At 52.6% G+C, this 16,683-nt stretch carries 13 protein-coding genes; all 13 read left to right on the top strand.

The genetic code is table 11. From position 1 onward, the window contains the following. The first annotated feature begins 527 nt into the window (after positions 1–527). The 13 genes from wecB (at position 528) to DFR40_RS07530 (ending at position 16,673) form a co-directional block, all read left to right on the top strand. The gene (gene wecB, locus DFR40_RS07585) at positions 528–1,703 is read left to right on the top strand and encodes a non-hydrolyzing UDP-N-acetylglucosamine 2-epimerase (RefSeq protein ID WP_121457873.1); all 1,176 of its coding nucleotides are present in this window, start codon (positions 528–530) and stop codon (positions 1,701–1,703) included. Beyond that, on the top strand, positions 1,700–2,965 hold the full coding sequence (gene wecC / locus DFR40_RS07580) for a UDP-N-acetyl-D-mannosamine dehydrogenase (protein ID WP_121457872.1): 1,266 nt from the start codon (positions 1,700–1,702) through the stop codon (positions 2,963–2,965). The genes wecB and wecC overlap by 4 nt, the downstream gene beginning before the upstream one ends. Before the next feature lie 8 nt (positions 2,966–2,973). Continuing rightward, on the top strand, positions 2,974–4,050 hold the full coding sequence (gene gmd, locus DFR40_RS07575) for a GDP-mannose 4,6-dehydratase (protein ID WP_121457871.1): 1,077 nt from the start codon (positions 2,974–2,976) through the stop codon (positions 4,048–4,050). An 11-nt stretch (positions 4,051–4,061) separates the two neighbouring features. Further along, positions 4,062–5,285 carry a class I SAM-dependent methyltransferase gene (locus DFR40_RS07570; protein WP_121457870.1) on the top strand — a complete coding sequence of 408 codons (1,224 nt, stop codon included), beginning with the start codon at positions 4,062–4,064 and terminating at the stop codon, positions 5,283–5,285. A 19-nt stretch (positions 5,286–5,304) separates the two neighbouring features. Beyond that, positions 5,305–5,685: a cupin domain-containing protein gene (locus DFR40_RS07565; protein WP_170160175.1), complete on the top strand. Its 381-nt coding sequence runs from the start codon at positions 5,305–5,307 to the stop codon at positions 5,683–5,685. Positions 5,686–5,696: 11 nt separating this feature from the next. Beyond that, a complete protein-coding gene (locus DFR40_RS07560) occupies positions 5,697–6,824 on the top strand; it encodes a DegT/DnrJ/EryC1/StrS family aminotransferase (RefSeq protein ID WP_121457868.1) in 1,128 nt (375 codons plus the stop codon). Between the two features lie 45 nt (positions 6,825–6,869). After that, positions 6,870–7,643, top strand: a complete 774-nt coding sequence (locus DFR40_RS07555) for a class I SAM-dependent DNA methyltransferase (protein WP_170160174.1) — start codon at positions 6,870–6,872, stop codon at positions 7,641–7,643. A gap of 105 nt (positions 7,644–7,748) precedes the next feature. Beyond that, positions 7,749–8,987, top strand: a complete 1,239-nt coding sequence (locus tag DFR40_RS16950) for a hypothetical protein (RefSeq protein ID WP_147431299.1) — start codon at positions 7,749–7,751, stop codon at positions 8,985–8,987. Continuing rightward, a complete protein-coding gene (locus DFR40_RS16945) occupies positions 8,988–10,274 on the top strand; it encodes a hypothetical protein (protein WP_147431298.1) in 1,287 nt (428 codons plus the stop codon). It begins immediately after the preceding gene. After that, positions 10,271–11,467, top strand: a complete 1,197-nt coding sequence (locus tag DFR40_RS07545) for a glycosyltransferase (RefSeq protein ID WP_121457865.1) — start codon at positions 10,271–10,273, stop codon at positions 11,465–11,467. Before DFR40_RS16945 ends, DFR40_RS07545 begins: the two co-directional genes overlap by 4 nt. Before the next feature lie 12 nt (positions 11,468–11,479). Continuing rightward, positions 11,480–13,615, top strand: coding sequence for a bi-domain-containing oxidoreductase (locus DFR40_RS07540; RefSeq protein ID WP_121457864.1), 2,136 nt, complete (start codon positions 11,480–11,482; stop codon positions 13,613–13,615). After that, positions 13,612–15,453 carry a heparinase II/III family protein gene (locus DFR40_RS07535; RefSeq protein WP_121457863.1) on the top strand — a complete coding sequence of 614 codons (1,842 nt, stop codon included), beginning with the start codon at positions 13,612–13,614 and terminating at the stop codon, positions 15,451–15,453. Before DFR40_RS07540 ends, DFR40_RS07535 begins: the two co-directional genes overlap by 4 nt. Then, positions 15,450–16,673: a glycosyltransferase family 4 protein gene (locus tag DFR40_RS07530; protein ID WP_121457862.1), complete on the top strand. Its 1,224-nt coding sequence runs from the start codon at positions 15,450–15,452 to the stop codon at positions 16,671–16,673. Before DFR40_RS07535 ends, DFR40_RS07530 begins: the two co-directional genes overlap by 4 nt. The last annotated feature ends 10 nt before the right edge of the window (positions 16,674–16,683 follow it).

The following is a 16,683-nucleotide window of genomic DNA, read 5'->3' as shown; positions in this document are numbered from 1 at the left end:
ACACCCAAAAACAACAACAATAGCCCCGCTTCTGCTGGTTTTTGTTTTTGGTGGTGGGGGGGGGGGGGGGGGGGGGGGGGGGGGGGGGGGTGGGGGGGGGGGGGGGGGGGGGGGGGGGGGGGGGGGGGGGCTGATTCGGTGCCAGGATTGCGTCACTCACCTCATTGCGGTCGAAGTGAAGAAGGGGGTATGGTCGTGCCGTGTTTGGCAAAAAACCTTTCTCAAAGCCATGCGGCTATGGCATAGTTCGCTCCGTCCGTCGAAGGGGTGGCAGCGTCGGTTGTCATGTTTTGCTCCGGATTCCCTGTTGAAACCGCTGGTCGCGCTTGCTGATCGTCAAATTCCGCCGCGAACCCTCTCTAAATTATCTTGAGCTTCGTGTTTCCATTGTCGAAATTGGTTGGGTTCCGAGAGGCGGGCCAGAGTGATTTCCTGCGTTTTTTGCGCCGGAGCGCTGGTCAATTTAAGTCTGGTAATGTGCCGTTTGAGGGAGGCTTTTGTCGTAGTGCACGCGGGTCTGGCCTGTCATGAGGCCGCGGGTTCTCGTCGTGTTTGGAACTCGCCCGGAGGCCATAAAAATGGCCCCGTTGGTTCAGGCCTTGCATGCTGATGCTCGCTTTGACGTAAGAGTCTGCGTCACAGGTCAGCATCGTCAAATGCTTGATCAGGTGCTCGAGTTGTTCGCCATTCGTCCGGATCACGATCTGGCAATTATGCAACCCGGCCAGGATCTCACCGATATTACATCGGGCATCCTTCAAGGTCTTCGCAGCATTCTTGCAGAGGTAAAGCCAGAGTTGGTGCTTGTGCATGGTGATACGACCACCACTTTGGCCGCCACCCTGGCGTCTTACTATCAACGTATCCCTGTTGGCCACATCGAAGCCGGGTTGCGTACAGGTGATCTCTATGCTCCCTGGCCGGAGGAGGCCAACCGCAAACTTACCGGAGCGCTGGCGGCCTTGCACTTCGCGCCAACCGATAACGCACAACAAAACCTGTTGCGCGAGGGCGTGGCGCCCCAAACCATATTTGTCACAGGCAACACCGTTATCGATGCGCTTCTCGAAGTGGTCGGTCGGCTTCGGCGAGATAGTGCCTTGCAGCAATCGCAGGCGGCGCGCTTTTCCTTCCTGCGATCTGCGGCTCCGCTAGTTCTAATTACCGGGCATCGACGCGAGAGCTTCGGGGCTGGCTTTGAACGAATCTGTCAAGCACTCGCCCAGACTGCGCAGGCATTTCCCTGGGTCGATCTTGTCTACCCTGTGCATTTGAATCCACAGGTGCGTGAACCGGTTAACCGACTGCTTGCGGGTATTTCCAATGTTCACCTCATTGAGCCACAGGACTACCTGCCTTTTGTTTATCTCATGGAGCGCGCTCACGTTATCTTGACGGACTCCGGAGGTATTCAGGAGGAGGCCCCCGCGCTTGGCAAGCCTGTTCTAGTGATGCGCGAAACCACCGAGCGGCCCGAGGCTGTTCTGGCGGGCACCGTGAAGTTGGTCGGTACTGAGGTCGAGGCAATTGTGGCGGGGCTTGCCGAGTTGCTTACAGATCCGGAGGCTTCGCGCCGCATGAGTGTCGCGCATAATCCCTATGGTGATGGTCGTGCTTGTGGTCGTGTCATCGATGCTTTGGCGAAGTTTTTTGTTGGCAGTGGTGCCAACAATTCAGAAAAACGACGGACGGATGCCTTATGAACTTCGACATTATTTCCATCATCGGCCTTGGTTATATTGGACTCCCAACAGCGGCAGTTTTTGCTAGTCGCCAAAAGTGTGTAATTGGCGTGGATGTCAATCAGAAGGTTGTGAATACCATCAACAGCGGTCATGTTCACATCGTCGAACCCGATCTTGATGCTATGGTTCGCGCTGCGGTTGGGGCGGGATATCTGCGTGCCACGATGAACCCCGAGCCGGCAGATGCGTTCCTTATTGCTGTGCCCACTCCGTTTAAGGATGGTCACCAGCCAGATCTGGACTACATTGAGTCGGCTTGCCGTTCAATTGCCCCGGTTCTACGCAAGGGTAATTTGGTTATTCTGGAGTCGACCTCGCCGGTTGGTGCTACCGAACAGATGGCTGATTGGCTGGCTGAATTCCGCCCTGACCTGACTTTTCCGCAAACTCACGGGGAGGCTGCTGATATTCGTGTTGCTCATTGTCCTGAGCGCGTTCTGCCTGGGCATGTGTTGCGGGAGTTGGTGCAAAATGATCGCGTGATCGGTGGGATGACGCCTCGGTGTTCTGAGGCGGCGTCAAGGCTTTACAAGGTTTTTGTTGAGGGTGATTGCGTTATTACAACCGCTCGTACGGCTGAAATGTGCAAACTTACAGAAAATAGTTTTCGTGACGTTAGCATCGCATTTGCCAACGAGTTGTCAATTATCTGCGATAAGCTCGGTATCAATGTCTGGGAATTGATCAAGCTGGCCAATAGGCACCCTCGTGTAAACATTCTTCAGCCAGGGCCTGGGGTTGGTGGGCATTGCATCGCCGTTGACCCTTGGTTTATCGTCAGTAAGACCCCCGAACATGCGCGTTTGATTAGTACTGCTCGTCATGTCAACGACAGTAAGCCTCATTGGGTTGTGGCCAAAATCAAAGATGCTGTCGATCGGTTTTTTGCATTGAATCCGAACAAGCAAGCGAGCGAGCTTAAGATAGCTTGCTTCGGTCTGGCGTTCAAACCGGACATTGATGACTTGCGTGAGAGCCCAGCCCTTGAAATTTGCCGTGCGCTGAATGCAACTATCGAGGGACAGTTGTTGATCGTAGAGCCTTTTGTCAATGCGCTGCCAGGTGGGTTTAACGAACAGGCTTTGCTGGTGGATGTTTCACGGGCATGTGCAGAGGCAGACATCTTTGTCTACTTGGTGCCGCACGCTGTTTTCAAGGGGTCTTGTTGTCCGACCGATCAGGATTGGACACTGGATTTTTGTAATTTGCTTACGAGTTAAATCACAGCATGTCCAAGGTAGCGCTTATCACGGGGGTCACGGGGCAGGATGGCGCCTATTTGGCGGAGTTCCTTCTTAGAAAGGGCTATACCGTTCATGGAATAAGACGACGGGTTTCCCTGTTCAATACACACCGGATTGACCATTTGTACGCGGATCCGCATGAGCATCCTGGCCGTTTGGTGTTGCATTACGGAGACATGACGGATTCCTCTAGCTTGTTGCGGGTTGTTGAGCAATCTCAGCCGGACGAAGTGTATAACCTTGCCGCGCAGAGTCATGTCGCCGTCTCATTCGAAGAGCCCGAGTACACAGCCAACTCTGACGCGGTTGGTGTCTTGAGAATGCTGGAAGCACTGCGTATTACCGGCTTGCAGAAAACGGCGCGTTTTTATCAGGCGTCAACATCAGAGTTATACGGTTTGGTACAAGAGACTCCTCAGAAAGAAACGACTCCCTTTTATCCGCGTTCCCCTTATGCTGTGGCAAAGCTCTATGGTTACTGGATTACAGTTAACTACCGAGAGTCGTATGGCATGTACGCATGCAATGGCATTCTTTTCAATCACGAATCTCCCGTCCGTGGAGAGACGTTCGTTACCCGTAAGATCACCCGTGCTTTAGCTCGCATCAAGTTGGGCACGCAGAGGGCCCTGTATCTGGGTAACTTGGATGCAAAGCGCGATTGGGGGCATGCGAAGGATTATGTGGAGATGCAGTGGCTGATGCTGCAGCAAGAGAAGCCTGAGGATTACGTTATCGCTACTGGCGCCCAATATTCAGTACGAGAATTTGTCACTCGGGCCGCCGATCGCCTTGGTATGCTGATCCGATGGGAGGGAGAAGGGGTGGATGAGAAAGGGTACTTGCCGGATGGCCGGTTCGTCGTCGGAGTCGATCCCGGATATTTCCGGCCAGCCGAGGTAGATACCTTACTTGGCGATGCCAGCAAGGCCAGAGCGAAGCTTGGCTGGTCGCCGAAAGTCAGTTTTCCTGAGCTGGTGAACGAAATGGTCGATGCCGATCTGGCAGAGGCAGAGGCCGAGTTGCGTGCAGCGACACAGCGTCGGCGCTCCTTGTTCTGAGGGTGGGTCAGATGAAGATAAAAAAATGTCGGCTCTGCCAATCGGAGCATATTGAAAAGGTCGTTGATCTTGGATTTCATCCGTTGGCGGATACTTTCTTGCCAGAAGAGCTCCTTCTCGGGCCTGAAGTTTCTGTGCCTCTTCAACTTGGACTTTGCCGGTCTTGTGGTCATGTCTTCACTCTTTATTCCGTCTCAGCCGTTGAGCGTTATCAGAAGCAGGACTACAGCTACGATTCATCGAATTCAAAGGTCTCGATAGCGCATTTCAAAGAGTTTTCAGATGCAGTCCTGGCGGTCAAGCAGCCCGAAAAGAATAGTCTGATTGTTGATATAGGAAGCAATATTGGAACCCTGCTTTCTCATTTCCAAGGGGTGGGGTATGACAATGTGCTTGGGGTTGAACCCTCTGGCAACATATCTGCGCTGGCTATCAAGGCTGGCGTGCCGACTATCAACGACTTTTTTTCGACAGCTATCGTGGAGCACCTCAAGGGCCTGGGTGCGGTGCAAGTGCTGCTGAGTGCTAATGTCTTGAATCATGCCGACGACCTCGGTGCGCTTCTTGAGACCGCAAAGCAGGTTCTCGCAGAGGATGGAGTATTTGTTTTTGAGGTGCCCTATCTTCTCGATTTGGTTCAAGGTACTGCTTTCGATACGATTTATCACGAACACGTTCATTATTATGGAATCCAGCCACTGTCTGCTGCATTGCAGCGCAGTGGATTTTCAATCTTTCAAGTGGACAGACTTGACTACATGTGTGGCTCTATCCGCGTCTACACTCGATTGGGCGGTACGCATGCCCAGGTGGTTGAGTCGATGATTGAAAACGAGCGAAGTTTTCGCTTGTATGAAGCGGAAACCTTTCGTGCTTTCATGGAAAGGGTTCGTAAGGTGAAAACTACGGTAGTTGCTCATCTTGCGAACATCAAGTTGGCGGGTGGAAAGATCATTGGCATCGGGGCTGCGACGAAAGGGAATACTTTCCTGAACTACTGCCGACTTGACGCTGACGTGATTGCGTATGTTGCAGATGCCTCGCCTTTGAAAATCGGGAAAATGACACCTGGCTCTCATATTCCAATCATCGCAGATCAAGACATTGATGAGGCTGCCACGCATGCTTTGATTTTGCCATGGAACATTGCCCCCATGCTTCAAGCCAAGCTGAGTCACTTGGGGTTGGAATTTTATGTGCCTCAGGTTGAGACCTTGAATAACGCGACCCATTAATTATCGGAGATATCCTGCCGTGGAACTCATCAAAATTCAGCCTGCGCATATCGATGCGCGCGGTTCCATCACCGACTTGATCGCTGATGACGACATAAATGCTGTAACCCTTATTACGTTCGCCAAAGGTGCTGTCAGGGCAAATCATTACCACGAGCGAACCGTGCAGTGGAACTATGTGATTAAAGGCGAGATTCTGCTTGCGACGCAGCTTCCGGGGGGCGATAAAGTTGAACGTGTGCTTACCGCCGGTGATTTCGCCGTGACAAGAGAGCAAGAGCGCCATGCACTAAAAGGATTAACGGACGCTGAGGTCTTGATTTTAACGAAAGGGCCCAGGGCCGGGAGCCAATACGAGAACGATACATTCCGGCTTTCAGAGCCGCTGATTGCGCCTTAATCGGAGTGCCCATGCAAGTTCCTGTTTCTCGTCCACAAGTCAGTCCGCAAGAGGTGGACTTTGTCAATCAGGCGTTGCGAGAGAACGCTGTTTCGGGGGTGTACGGTCAGTTTATTGAACGCTTCGAGGCGGAGTTTGCTGCATTTTGTGACGTGAAGCATGCGGTTTCCTGCTCAAACGGGACAACCGCTTTGCATCTTGCGCTTGCGGCTGCCGGCATTAAGGCGGGCGATGAAATCTTGGTGTCAACGTTGACGAATATGGCGTCTTTTTTTGCGGTGCTGTATTGCGGCGCAAAGCCCATACCCGTGGACATAGACCCCGATACGCTGACGATGGATCCTGAGGACTTGCGGCGCAAGCTAACGCCACAGTCGCGCGGGATCATGGTGGTCCATTTGTTTGGGCACCCTACGGATATGGATTCGGTCGATGAGATTGCCCGCGCGAATAACTTGATTGTATTTGAGGATTGCGCCGAGGCTCATGGCGCATTGTACAAAGGGCGGAAGGTTGGAGGGTTGTCGCATGCAAGTGGGTTCAGCTTCTTTGCGAACAAAGTGCTGACTACTGGGGAGGGGGGGATGTTGACTACCAATGACCCGGCAATTGCGGCTAAGGCGCGCAGTCTGAAGGCCTTGGCGTTCGGAACCCATAACAAGTTCATGCATGAGGATATTGGCTTCAACTACCGCATGACTAACCTGCAAGCAGCACTTGGCTGCGGTCAGATGTTGCGCGCGGAAGCTTTGGTTGAGCGACGTCGTGAGATTGCGCGGTTTTATACGGCTGCATTTTCCAATCTGTCAGACCATCTGATTCTTCCTGGCGAAAAAAGTTGGGCGAAGTCGGTCTATTGGATGTATCACGTTGTGCTAAAGGAGCATCTGGTGCTCCACCGTGCCGCTATCATGGCCGATCTAAAGGCAGTTGGTGTGGAAACCCGGGAAGGATTCATTCCGTATAACCTACAGAAGATATTCATTGACCGGGGTTGGACCAGAGAAGAGGATTGCCCGAACGCAAACAAGGTTGCGTACGCCAGTTTTTACCTTCCGACCGGGCCCGACATCTCCCAAGTGGAACTGGAGTATGTGGTCGAAAACTTCTTGTCCATCCTGAAACGCTACGTCCGGTGATCACTTTCACAACAGGGTGCATGTACAAAAAAAGGGGCGGGTATCTTGACTGTATTTAAAAGCCATTACGCGGGCCAATACGACCAGTTTTATTCCGAGAAGGACTACTCGGGTGAATGTGATCTTATCGAAGAGGCGGTCCAGCGCTACGCTGCACATGTTCCAACATCCGTCCTGGATATTGGTTGTGGCACTGGGGGACATGCCATCGAGTTAGCCGGGCGCGGTTATCGTGTGACCGGCGTTGATCTCTCACAGGCCATGCTGGATGTGGCTACGTTCAAATGTGCGGGTTTGTCTCTCGCTGGGGGGGGGCCCCAGTGGCTTTGTGGCGATGCCAGGGATTTTGAAAGCGGCCACGAGCACGATTTGGGCGTGATGATGTTTGCCGTGATTGGTTATCTCGCCGAAAACGCTGATGTTCTCAAATCATTGCGTAACATTCGCCGCCAACTCAAGCGTGGAGCTCTTTTTATCTGCGATTTCTGGTATGGACCAACGGTTCTTACCATGGGGCCATCCGACCGTATCCGTGTCTTCGAGGGGGGGGGGCGCAAAACGATACGAAGCGCCAGCACGAAGTTGGATGTGTTTCGGCATACTGCTGATGTCACGATCCGGCTATGGACTTTGGCGGGTGACCGTCTCGTTGGTGAAAGTACCGAGGTGCACCGACTAAGATATTTTTTTCCTCAGGAGTTTTCTATGCTCTTGTCGATGGCGGGGTTCCGTAGTATTGGCATCTCGGCATTTCCTTCGATCGATGCCCAGCCTGACACTCATACTTGGAATGCCCTGTCGATTGCCGTGGCAGATTGAGTTGCCCGAGCGTAGATGAGAGTTGTGGAAATATTTCTGTGCATCGTACTGCCGAGTCTTGCGGTATGTTTGGCTATTCTGAATATACGATGGAATCAAGAGCGGTTGATCATGCAACTCTTTGGGTTGCTTGTTGTTGCTCAATTGAATATTTTCCCTGCTTTTAATCTTTTTCGCTTGGGGGCTGACTCCTATCGTTTATTTGCGCACTATCAGTCTCTGTATATTCTTCTTTTTGAGGTGCCGTTCTTTGCGGTTATGCGTTTTTTTTCGAGGAATGAGGATTCGGTTAAGTGTAATGCGCCTCTTTTGAGAATTTCAATTCTGTCTCCTTTTTTGCCTGTAATTCTACTTGCACTATTGGCTGTTTTTTGGACGGTTGCGCTCGAGTACGGGCTGCTTTTTCGAAGGCTGGGACATGAAGAATTGCAGGCGGTGCAAGCAGGGGTGCCAACACTTCTGTTGTATTTCTATCGACTTGCGGTCGAGTCGGCAGTCTTTGTTGTCCTGTTTCTAGGAATTGTTTTGCGATATTCCCCAAAGGATGCCTCCCATATTTCACTGTATCGCGTAACTTTTTTGATATATATATCAAGCTTTATGGCTTTTTTTTTGCTCAATTCGCGTATGCAATTGATTGTCTTTGCATTGGCTGCGATCTGCGTTTTCGGAAAGGCGTGGGGGCGAAATAACCCGGCGAGATACATGTTTCTCGGTATGGTTTTGTTCTTCGCAGCAATGATGCACACAATATGGCGTGAAGTTGTTGTTGAGAGTAACGGCAGAGTTTTGGTAAATAGTATCTGGGATGCGCTTAGTGCCTCGCTCAAGTTGATGCTTGATCGAATTGATACAATGAATGTTATTTATAGGATAGGCGATAGAGGTTTGGACCCGTGGGAGCCTCATTTTTCTTCTATTCGCGATTTGTTTTCATTCTATTGGTCTTTTTTTTTCAACCAACAGGCATATTTGGCCATCAAGGGCTCGCTGCTGACATCGCCGAGTGTGCAAATTGCAAATCTTTATCTTCCCGATTTGCTTGTTGATTTTCCAAAGACTATGGCTATGGATGTGCTGCTGATATTCGGTGCATCAGGATTGCCAGTCTTCGGTGTTGTTCTGGGTGTGGTTTGTGTGTCGGTGCAGCGTGGAGTTGCTCGGTCTCAGATGGCGGACGGGGCTTTTATCACTGCTCTTTATATTCTTCCTTTGCTTTTTCAGTTCGAAAAGGAGTTTTCTGGATTTTTCTTTGCGACGATAAAATGGTTGCCAATTTTATTGGTTGTCTATTATTTTAGGCCCGGTAAAGAAATCCATTCTGTAGAGAGTGTTAAGTGTTGAATGGTTATGAGTATTCCATTTAGCGCACGTCTTGTGGATCTGGTGAACCTTGTGGTCGCCAAGGGAGGTAACTTTCTTCTCGCCATCCTGGTTTTTGGGGTGATGTCGCGGAGCATGAACGAAAGCTCTTTTTCGGAATTCGGATATTGGTGGAGTATTGCGCTGATGGTCGGAGGGGTGCTGTTTGGCGGAATATCGGCAACCTTGATCCGACTGGTGTCCATCCACGGCTCGTTGCTGAGTCACGTTCGCTCATTACTCACTTCCCTGGCTATTGGTTTGCTGCTTCTGGGCGGATTGGGCATTATTGTCATTCTATGGCTGGGATATGACTTTGAGGCTACGTGCCTCTTGTTGGCTGTAGGCGGGTTCGGTGTTGCCATGCAGTTCCAGGCAATGCTTTTGTCGTTGCTTCGCGCTGCCTGCGCCACTGCTGCAACCATACGGGCTTCTGTCGCCTGGGTTATTTCAGTACCGCTTTGCCTCTGGACCTTTTCTTTTCAGGAAACTGATCTCTCAAGAATATTCTTATGGATGGCTTTGGCCATGGCGATCGGCTTTGGCGTAGCTGCTTGGGTCTCCGGACCTAGCCTATGGCGCCTTTTTTCGACACAGCCTTCTTCCTCTGGATCACAGGAGAGTTTGGTTCGGAATACTGCATCGTTTGTGGCAGTCAATTTTTTCTCGTTTGCTTTCGTCAATATCGATTTCACTCTATTCAGAGAAATTGGTACAGCTTCCGAATATTCGGCTATGGCTGCAGTTAAAATATTTTTTGAACGTTTTGCGTTGCCGCTTATGTTGGTTTTCTCTGGTGCGGTGAGCATGCGAGTGCTGAGGCAACCTGATGGGGGGGCTGGGGGGCAACGCGGGATCAATATTTCGATTCGTCGCAATCTTTATTCTGTATTCACATTAATTGCTCTGATTATTGGACTTACTGTTGCATATCAGGTGTTAACGCCTTTATTTACTCAGAGAGAGGTAGCTCTCACGCCAGTACTGTCAGGTATCGTTGTTGCAGGTTATGTTCTCTATATGCTTAATGGGGTGTTCTGGGATGTTCTGGTGCTAAGAAAAAGTACCCGCGGTATTCTGTGGCGGACCAGTGGATTGCTCATTGGGTATGCTTTTTTACAGTACTTTTCTATTAGGAATTACGGCATTTCAGGTTGGGCGATTGGTTGGTTTCTAGCGAATCTTGTTGTCACTCTTGTACTCCTTCGCGGCGGCGTTATTGCGTACCGGATGCGGGAAGGGGCTATGCCATCGAAAATATCGTCATGAAAATTTTGTGGTTTGTATCAAGTCTTGAGCAAAAAGGTGGTGGGGAACGCTTTGTTCTGGAGACGGTTCAATCAATACGGGCTGATGGGCATGACGTGAAGATTGTTTGTGATCGTATGCACGCCGATGCTAGTTTCGACGGTCGCTACGACTTGTCAGATGTGCTGTGTACGCACCAGGAACTCTCGCCGAAAGCCGGCTATCTCAAGAAGGCGCTTAATAAGCTCTGGGGCATGACTTCCCTGTTCAGGATCATCCTGTCACAAAAACCAGAGCTGCTTATATGCCAAAGCGAGTTTGATGCGATTAAGCTCTATCTAATTTCTCGTTTTCTAAAGTTTCGCTATCGAGTTTTCGTATTCGGTCAGATGTATCAGTTCAAGACGGATATCACCCGGTACTCTTCGGTGTTTCGACAGCATCTTGAAAAAATCATTGCGTCGCGACCTGGATATAAAGAGACAGTTATGATGCCGCCGCCAAAGCTTGGCCCTTTGGTCCGGTGGACGAATGAACTTGTCTCGAGATTGAAATTTCGTGCGATCTGGAATGCGGACCGGGTTTTTACCGTTTCCCGGCAAGTCCAATGGGAGGTTTCACTAATCTACCAGCGTGCGGATGCTCGGGTTTGTCGTGCTGCTTTTGATGTCTCTTACATTGACCACGATGCGATTTCAAGTCCGCGTCAAGTAGGAAGTCCTTTGCAACTATTATCAGTTAACCGATTGGTTGGTAAAAAGCGCATCGATCTTATGATTTCGGCTTTCGAGATGTGCACCTTAGACGCCTATTTGACGATCATCGGGACGGGACCAGAGGAATGTCGCCTTAAAGCATTGGCTAGTCAGAGTAGCAAAAAAGATCGTATTACCTTTCTGGGGGCTGTGAGTGACGAACTGCTGTTGAATCAACTCAAAATGGCTGATTGTCTGATTTCTCTCGATATTGGAGATTACGACATTACGGTGGTTGAGGCGCTGGGGAAAGGTGTACGCGTGGTGGTGGCTTCTGATTTTGATACCAGCGAATTCGAAAACGGTTTCAGTGGGCTAGTGAGCGTGCCCCCTGAAATAAAGGCACTTGCTACTGCGATAGATAACATTCCATGCATGCCAGCTCCGTCTCAATCGAATATTGATGTATTGAACGGATTGACTTGGCAAACATTGGCCCGGAGTTGTGTTGCTGCCTGAAGGCTGATTACTATGAAACAAGTTCTCCAAGACATGGCGAGAGGCGGTACTTACCTCGCCGAGGCGCCTGCTCCAATCGCTGGTCCGAACACCGTGCTGATTCATAGCACGCTGAGCCTGATTTCGGCGGGTACCGAGCGTATGTTGGTTGACTTTGGTCGGGCTTCATATTTCGAAAAAGCGCGACAGCAGCCTGAAAAAGTTCGTATAGTGCTCGACAAGATTCGTGCCGATGGCCTGATGACGACACTTGAGGCGGTGCAGTCAAAGCTCGCCCAGCCTTTACCGCTAGGTTACTGCAATGTGGGTGTCGTAGCGCAGGTAGGCAGCGGAGTGTGCGACTTTAAGGTAGGAGATCGAGTGGTCTCCAATGGCCCACATGCCGATGTCGTTAGAGTTGGCAAGAACCTATGTGCGCGCATTCCCGAAGGGGTGGACGATGAGTCTGCTGCCTTTGTGGTAGTGGCCAGTATTGGCCTGCAGGGGATGCGGCTCGCCCAGCCGACTCTGGGCGAAGCTTTCGTGGTTACGGGGGTGGGCCTGATCGGATTGTTGACTGTCCAGTTGCTACGGGCCCAGGGGTGTCGGGTGCTGGCAGTTGATTTTGATGAACGTAAGTTGGAGTTGGCCCGCCAATTTGGCGCGGAAACTTGCAATCCCGGTCAGGGTGAAGATCCCATTGCTGTTGCTACGGCCTTTAGCCGAGGGCAAGGCGTGGATGGGGTAATCATCACCGCTTCCACCAAATCCAGTGATCCTGTGACCCAGGCTGCGCGCATGAGTCGTAAGCGCGGACGTATCGTGTTGGTTGGCGTCACCGGACTGGAATTAAATCGTGCGGATTTTTATGCCAAAGAGTTGAGTTTTCAAGTGTCATGTTCGTACGGGCCAGGACGCTACGATCCATCCTACGAGGAGTTGGGGCAGGATTACCCTTTGGGCTTTGTTCGTTGGACAGAACAGCGCAACTTTGAGGCTATTCTGGATATGTTGGAGAGGGGCGTTGTCAATGTTAAGCCATTGATCACGCAGCGTTTTCCATTCGAGGAGGCTCCTGCGGCTTACCAGAGACTTACCGAAGACAAGAGCGGTTTGGGTATCCTTCTTGAGTATTCTTCTGTAACGCCCGACCGTCAGGTGCGTAGTGTTCCCTTGCGTGCTGATGCGCACTACGATACCTCTCGTGCCGTTTTGGGTTTCATCGGCGCCGGTAACTATGCGTCTCGCGTTCTGATGCCTGCTTTCAAGGCTGCGGGTGCCCAGTTTCACACCATCGTGACTTCCAGTGGCATCAGTGGCGTTATTCATGGGGGGAAAATTGGTTTTTCCGAAGCCTCTACAGATATCGACTACATGCTTGCGGAGAAATCTATCGACACCGTGGTCATAGTCACTCGCCATGATTCGCACGCACAGTTGGTGGCTAGGGCTTTGCGAGCAGGAAAGCACGTCTTTGTCGAGAAACCGTTGGCTATCGAGGCAGGGGGGCTGGCGGAGGTTCGGTCCGCCTTTGATAGGGCGCATGCTGAAGGCTGTGGGCCGCAGTTGATGGTTGGGTTCAACCGTCGTTTTGCACCTCAGGTGCAGAAGATGAAGAAGTTGCTTGAGACTGTGAAGGAGCCCAAATCCTTCCTCATGACAATGAATGCCGGAGCAATTCCGGGAAGTCACTGGACGCAGGACGGTGCTGTGGGTGGAGGACGCATTATCGGTGAAGCCTGTCATCTTGTTGATTTGATGCGTTTCCTTGCTGGTAGTCCGATCGTTTCGATCCAGGCCCGTCGCATGGGCGATACTCCCGGCATGGACGTCGCAGAAGACAAGGCGTCCCTTACATTGGGCTTCGAGGACGGCTCGTTTGGCACCATCATGTACTTGGCGAATGGTGCTGCGAGCTTCCCGAAAGAGCGGATTGAAGTTTTTGCTGCCGGCCGTGTATTGCAACTTGATAATTTTCGCAGCCTACGAGGCTATGGCTGGTCTGGATTCAGCAAGTTTAATCTGTGGAAGCAGGATAAGGGGCAGGGCGCCTGTGCAGCGGCGTTTCTGCAAGGGCTCCAACAAGGTGTGCCCGCCATCCCCGTGGAAGAACTCTTTGAGGTTGCTCAAATTACACTCGAGGCTGCGCAGCAACTGCGCGAGCAATGAGCCGTCTGCCAACCCTGCTGCGTACTGCCTGTGCTCTCGGCTTGGTCAGTATCGTCCGTGTGGTCGCCTACAGAATTGCCTTGCGCCTGTGTGTGCACCCAGTGCAACGTCTGCGCGGTGTCGCCCCAGTAGGGCCGTTCTTCCGCACAGTGGCCGAAGGACTGCCGCCGATTGTGGCGCCGTCGGTAACGAACTGGAGGAGTTCAGCGAGCCTGTTTGGACGTTGGTCGATCATGGTCGGCGCTTTGCCGCCTGATTGGCGAACAGATCCTTTGAGTGGCGCCAGGGTTCACGATTCGGAGCGGCCATGGTGGAGTATCCCGGATTTCGACCCGCAGCTCGGGGATATCAAGCGGATTTGGGAACTGTCGCGGATGGATTGGCTTCTGGCCATGGCGCAGCGTGCTCGGCAGGGCGATTGCCAGGAGCTTTCTCGGCTCAATAGTTGGCTGGCTGACTGGTGTCGCAACTCCGTCCCTTACCTTGGACCTAACTGGAAGTGCGGGCAAGAGGCCTCGATCCGCGTCATGCACTTGGCGATGACCGCACTGATTCTGGATCAGGCAAAGCAGCCTGAACCAGGGCTGCTGGAGTTAGTCAGGCTACACATGCGGCGAATCGCTCCTACTCTTTCCTACGCAGTGGGGCAGAACAACAATCACGGTACATCTGAGGCTGCGGCGCTTTTCATTGGTGGTACTTGGCTGCAGGCTCAGGGTGTGCGGGGGGCCGAGTATTGGGCGGCAACCGGGCGACGCGTGCTGGAAGAGCGGGTGGCTACCCTTGTGGCGGGGGATGGGAGCTTCAGCCAATACTCTCTGAATTACCACCGCGTTCTGCTTGATACGTGCAGCATGGCAGAGATCTGGCGGCGGCATATGGATCTGCCGCTATTCAGCTCGAAACTGCAGACGCGTCTTCGGGCTGCTGTCCGCTGGTTACAGCAAGTGATCGATCCGGAAAGCGGTGATGGCCCAAATCTTGGAGCTAATGACGGTGCAAGGTTGTTGCCATTGACAGACACTGCGTATCGCGACTATCGCCCCTGCCTACAATTGGCGATGGTTTTATTTGCGGGTCAAAGGGCCTGTGCCCATTCGGGGGCCTGGGATTATCCGTTGCAGTGGCTGAATGTACCGCTGCCCGAGAAAGTGGCCCCGCCACCTGGTAGTGTTCTGGCCGATGAGGGGGGCTATGCCGTTATGCGGCATGGGGTTGGTATGGCACTTCTACGTTATCCGCGCTTTCGCTTCCGCCCCAGTCAGGCTGATGTGCTACATCTGGATTTCTGGTACGCCGGTATCAACTATCTGCGCGATGCCGGGAGCTATAGCTATAACACCGAGGCGCGATGGCTGCATTACTTTGGCGGAACTGGCGGGCATAACACCGTTCAGTTCGATGATCGTGACCAGATGCCGCGACTTGGGCGTTTCCTCTTCGGAGACTGGCTGCAGACTAGGCAATTCGAGCCGTTGGAAGAGCGTGACGGTGGCTTGCATGTGGCAGCAGGTTACCGTGATCGGTTGGGAGCTAGGCATCTCCGCCGCGTTAGCCTTCATGCAGACTGTCTTAGCGTGCATGACGAGGTAGGGGGCTTTACGCGCAAAGCCGTACTACGTTGGCGTCTTCCCCCCGGGGCTTGGCGGCTGGACGGCTGCGGAGCTACTGATGGAGTGAGCCAGGTGGTTGTTCACGCAGGCATGCATATTGTGAGATGCGCGTTGATCGAAGGCTGGGAGTCGCTCCACTACCTGGAAAAGACTTCCCTACCCGTGCTTGAGGTAGAGGTGCATGAATCTGGCACGCTAAGCACATACTTCCGGGTGGCAAAATGAGAGTTCTCTATTTTCACCAGCATTTCTCCACGCCTAGTGGTTCTGCTGGTATTCGTTCCTATGAAATGGCACGCCGCCTGCTTGATCGTGGCCATCGGGTGACCATGGTCTGTGGCAGCTACGGGGGGGCTCAAACAGGGTTGGCTCAGCCTTTTCATCGCGGCTATCGGCGGGGACTGGTTGATGGCATTGACGTTGTCGAGTTCGACCTAAAGTACTCTAATCACGATCGGTTCGGACAACGCGTGCTCACCTTTCTGAAGTTTGCTTTTCGCAGCGTAGCGCTCGTATTCACAGAGCGTTACGACGTCGTGTTTGCCACTTCCACCCCACTGACAGCGGGTATTCCCGGTATCTTTGCGCGTTGGTTGCGCGGCAAGCCGTTCGTCTTCGAGGTACGCGACCTTTGGCCGGAGCTACCCCGCGCGATGGGGGTAATCCGGAATCCCTTGGTTTTGATGGCGATGTCGTTGCTGGAGTGGGCTAGTTACCGCTCGGCACAGTTATTGATCGGCTTGTCGCCGGGTATCGTCGAAGGCATTACGCGTCGTGGCGTGCGGCGTGAGCGAGTCGCTTTGATACCCAACGGTTGCGATCTCGATATATTCGCAGTCGAAGTGAAGCCGTGGCGCCCCGCAGAGGTGGCGCCAGAGGATCTTTTGGCGGTATTCGCCGGTACCCATGGTGTTGCTAATGGATTGGAGGCTGTCCTAAATGCCTCGGCCGAGCTTGGACGGCGAGGGCGCAGTGACATCAAGCTGCTGTTGATCGGCCAGGGGGCGCTCAAACCCGCCTTGCAAGAGCGTGCTCGGCGTGAAAATCTGGAAAACTTGGTTTTCCACGATCCGATCGACAAGGCGCGATTGGCTGACCTGATGGCAGCAAGTGATCTTGGATTGCAGGTGTTGGCTAACGTGCCGGCCTTTTATTACGGCACATCGCCTAACAAGTTTTTCGATTACCTTGCTGCAGGCTTGCCGGTCCTCAATAATTACCCTGGATGGCTGGCGGGTTTGATTGCGGAGCATTGTTGCGGCTTTGTTGTGCCTCCTGACGATCCGGTAGCGTTTGCAGACGCTTTGGAGCGGGCGGCCGATAATCGGGGCGCTTTGCGGGCGATGGGGGAGCGCAGTCGAGTCCTCGCGCGTAAGCAGTTTGAGCGTAGACAGTTGGCTGACCATTGGGTGGATTGGATTGAGAGATGCCTTCCCCGGGCATGAAACGATAACC

The sequence above is a fragment of the Azonexus fungiphilus genome (assembly GCF_003634965.1).
Lineage (GTDB): Bacteria > Pseudomonadota > Gammaproteobacteria > Burkholderiales > Rhodocyclaceae > Azonexus > Azonexus fungiphilus.
The sequence above is the reverse complement of the archived record's forward strand: the minus strand, read 5'-3'. Positions and strand labels throughout refer to the sequence as shown.

Bases quoted from the DNA above. Each gene is read 5' to 3' on its own strand.
- wecB (WP_121457873.1), top strand. From the start codon at position 528: ATGAGGCCGCGGGTTCTCGTCGTGTTTGGAACTCGCCCGGAGGCCATA.
- wecC (WP_121457872.1), top strand. From the start codon at position 1,700: ATGAACTTCGACATTATTTCCATCATCGGCCTTGGTTATATTGGACTC.
- gmd (WP_121457871.1), top strand. From the start codon at position 2,974: ATGTCCAAGGTAGCGCTTATCACGGGGGTCACGGGGCAGGATGGCGCC.
- DFR40_RS07570 (WP_121457870.1), top strand. From the start codon at position 4,062: ATGAAGATAAAAAAATGTCGGCTCTGCCAATCGGAGCATATTGAAAAG.
- DFR40_RS07560 (WP_121457868.1), top strand. From the start codon at position 5,697: ATGCAAGTTCCTGTTTCTCGTCCACAAGTCAGTCCGCAAGAGGTGGAC.
- DFR40_RS16945 (WP_147431298.1), top strand. From the start codon at position 8,988: ATGGTTATGAGTATTCCATTTAGCGCACGTCTTGTGGATCTGGTGAAC.
- DFR40_RS07545 (WP_121457865.1), top strand. From the start codon at position 10,271: ATGAAAATTTTGTGGTTTGTATCAAGTCTTGAGCAAAAAGGTGGTGGG.
- DFR40_RS07540 (WP_121457864.1), top strand. From the start codon at position 11,480: ATGAAACAAGTTCTCCAAGACATGGCGAGAGGCGGTACTTACCTCGCC.
- DFR40_RS07535 (WP_121457863.1), top strand. From the start codon at position 13,612: ATGAGCCGTCTGCCAACCCTGCTGCGTACTGCCTGTGCTCTCGGCTTG.
- DFR40_RS07530 (WP_121457862.1), top strand. From the start codon at position 15,450: ATGAGAGTTCTCTATTTTCACCAGCATTTCTCCACGCCTAGTGGTTCT.